Origin of the sequence: Flavobacterium sp. (genome assembly GCF_049318325.1) — a bacterium.
Taxonomy (GTDB): Bacteria; Bacteroidota; Bacteroidia; order Flavobacteriales; family Flavobacteriaceae; genus Flavobacterium.
Genome location: NZ_JBMOGQ010000197.1, coordinates 1 through 2,805 on the forward strand (window position 1 = coordinate 1; position 2,805 = coordinate 2,805).

4 protein-coding genes are annotated in these 2,805 nt (G+C 32.8%); all 4 read left to right on the forward strand.

Going from position 1 to position 2,805, the window contains the following annotated elements:
* Positions 1-101 (forward strand): TRAM domain-containing protein (locus ACOYLP_RS11595; protein ID WP_422856333.1); only part of this gene is annotated, 101 nt, incomplete at its 5' end.
* Between the two features lie 90 nt (positions 102-191).
* Complete coding sequence (locus ACOYLP_RS11600) at positions 192-1,454, forward strand: sigma-54 interaction domain-containing protein (RefSeq protein WP_422856330.1); 1,263 nt, start codon at positions 192-194, stop codon at positions 1,452-1,454.
* Positions 1,455-1,507: 53 nt separating this feature from the next.
* Entirely contained in the window at positions 1,508-2,401 is an 894-nt protein-coding gene (locus ACOYLP_RS11605; protein ID WP_422856331.1) for a hypothetical protein, read from the forward strand.
* 41 nt (positions 2,402-2,442) lie between these two features.
* Positions 2,443-2,805: LPS assembly lipoprotein LptE (gene lptE / locus ACOYLP_RS11610; protein WP_422856332.1), on the forward strand; the 363-nt coding region annotated here is incomplete at its 3' end.

The following is a 2,805-nucleotide window of genomic DNA, read 5'->3' on the forward strand; positions in this document are numbered from 1 at the left end:
GAGAAAACTATAAAATTGGCGATTTTGTAAATGTAAAAATAACGAATTGTACTAGTGGAACCCTGATTGGAGAGGCTATTGGCTATAGTGAAATGAATTAAAACAATGAATTATTGATAATGGATAATTGATAATTTTAAAAAGCAGAAATTAATTATCCTTTGTTAATTATCAATTATCAACTGATTAAAATGGAAACAGTTCAAAACATAAAACAACGATTTGAGATTATTGGAAATGACCCAAAACTAAATCGTGCTATAGAAAAAGCAATACAAGTTGCGCCTACTGATATTTCGGTATTGGTGGTGGGTGAAAGTGGTGTTGGTAAAGAAAGTATTCCAAGAATTATTCATTCGCTTTCGCATAGAAAACATGGAAAATACATTGCTGTAAACTGTGGCGCTATACCAGAAGGAACGATTGACAGCGAACTTTTTGGGCATGAAAAAGGCTCGTTCACAGGGGCTAATGCGGAGCGTCAGGGCTATTTTGAAGTGGCCGATGGCGGAACGATTTTCCTGGATGAAGTAGGCGAACTGCCTTTGTCTACTCAAGTGCGTTTACTTCGTGTTTTGGAAAACGGCGAATTTATGAAAGTAGGTTCGTCACAAGTGCAAAAAACCAATGTTCGTATCGTTGCGGCGACCAATGTAAATTTATTTGATGCTATCGAGAAAGGTAAATTCCGTGAAGATTTATACTACCGTTTGAGTACCGTTGATATTCCTTTGCCACCATTGCGTGACAGAAAAGAGGATATTCATTTATTGTTTCGGAAATTCGCTTCCGATTTTGCCCATAAATACAAAATGCCTCAGGTGAAACTGAGTGAGGAAGCTATTCAATTTATACAAAAATACCGTTGGAGCGGAAACATTCGTCAACTTAGAAATTTTGCCGAACAACTTTCTGTTTTGGAAACCAATAGAGATATTTCGTTGGCAACAATACAATCATATTTGCCTACTGAAGGGAGTACTTTACCTTCGATTATTAGTGGAAAAAAAACAGAAAATGATTTTTCAACCGAAAGAGATATTTTATACAAAGTGCTTTTCGACATGAAAAGTGATTTGCATGATTTGAAAAAATTAACATTAGAATTAATTCAAAACGGAAGTTCTAAAGTGCAGGAAACAAACAAGAATTTAATTCAGAAAGTTTTTGGACAAAAAGAAGAAACTGTTTCCAATTTTGCTGACGAACCAAGACTGAAAGAAATAGCTTCCCAAAATGATGCAGAACAAGAGGAATTTGATGATGATGACGATACAAATTACCTAATGGCAGAAACCATTGACGAAGAAGAAGTATTAAAATTAGAACAAAAAGAAATTGAACTAATAAAGAAATCTTTGGACCGTCATAAAGGAAAAAGAAAAGCAGCGGCAGATGAATTAGGCATCTCTGAAAGAACACTTTATCGAAAAATTAAGCAGTACGACCTGTAAATTTTTTATTTAGCAAATCCTTTTTTACGTTTACGCCACCCAAATCGATTACCATGAAATCAAAGATTATTGCATCCGCTTGCCTTTCAGGCTCTAATCAAGAAATAACTCGTGTCGGTAAAAAAATTATTTTACTTTTTACCATTATTATCACATTATTATCTTGTAGTAATGATGATAGTAGTACAACTGTCAACCCAAATTTATTAAAAAGGGTTGATTTTTATCCGGGAACAACATTTGAAAAACGATGGAATTTTAATTCAGAAGGATTAGTAACCAGTATAACCAATTCTGACAACGAATTAATTGAATCATTTGTTTACGATGCAAATAACAATATTGTCCAAGATATAAAATATAGTTTGGGTTCACCAACAGAAAACTACCTTATTACTTACAATTCAAATAACAAGATTACAAGTATAAATGGAAAACAATACAATTATAGTGTTTCGGAAAACCGATATTACTACACTGCAGGAAACGAAAGTTTTTCTTGTGATTTAAATGCAGATGGAATAGTAACACATTATTTAAATTTCTCTGATTTTCCTGATGAAAGTGATGATGTCCAAACTGAATTTTCATTTCAATATGAAAATGGAAATTTAATGCGTATGTCAGGTTTCGGAACTAATAGTAGTGATGTTGAAGTAAATTTTAATTATTCAAACGTTGTAAACCCATTAAAATTTGCTACACTCCCAGTATTGAAAATAAAATCAATACTAGAACCTAATTTTTTTAATTCGGGCATTTCTTCCAATAACACAAAAGAATATCAAAGTTATGCTTTAGGAGATCCTGAGTCTCATTCTTTTGGAATCCTAATTAACCCAAGTAATAAAATAGAATTACTCTCACAGGAAAATTATTCTAATGGCTTTTTTGAATCTATCCTTACAAATTCTCATTACTACTACCAGGGAGATGTGCTTCCATAATTCAAAATAAAGAATTACTTTAGCGGTCTTTAATTGTTTTCATGAAGTTTTTAAAATTAATTTCTTTTTTAATTCTGGCAATTTGCGTCAATAGTTGTTCTGTATACAACTTCACTGGGGCTAAGCCAATTGATGCCAAGACGTTTCAGGTTAATTATTTTCAAAATAATGCAGAACTAATTGAACCCGGAATTGAACGTAGATTTACCATAGAACTTCAGGAAATTATTCAAAATCAAACCAATTTGAGTTTGACTAATTCAAATGGAGACTTGCTTTATGAAGGTGAAATTGTAGAATACCGAATAACACCGATGCAAGCCACTGCAGCTCAAACTGCAGCTCAAAGCAGATTGACGATTTCAGTAAATGTTCGTTTTAGCAATAAAAATAAAGAAGCCGAT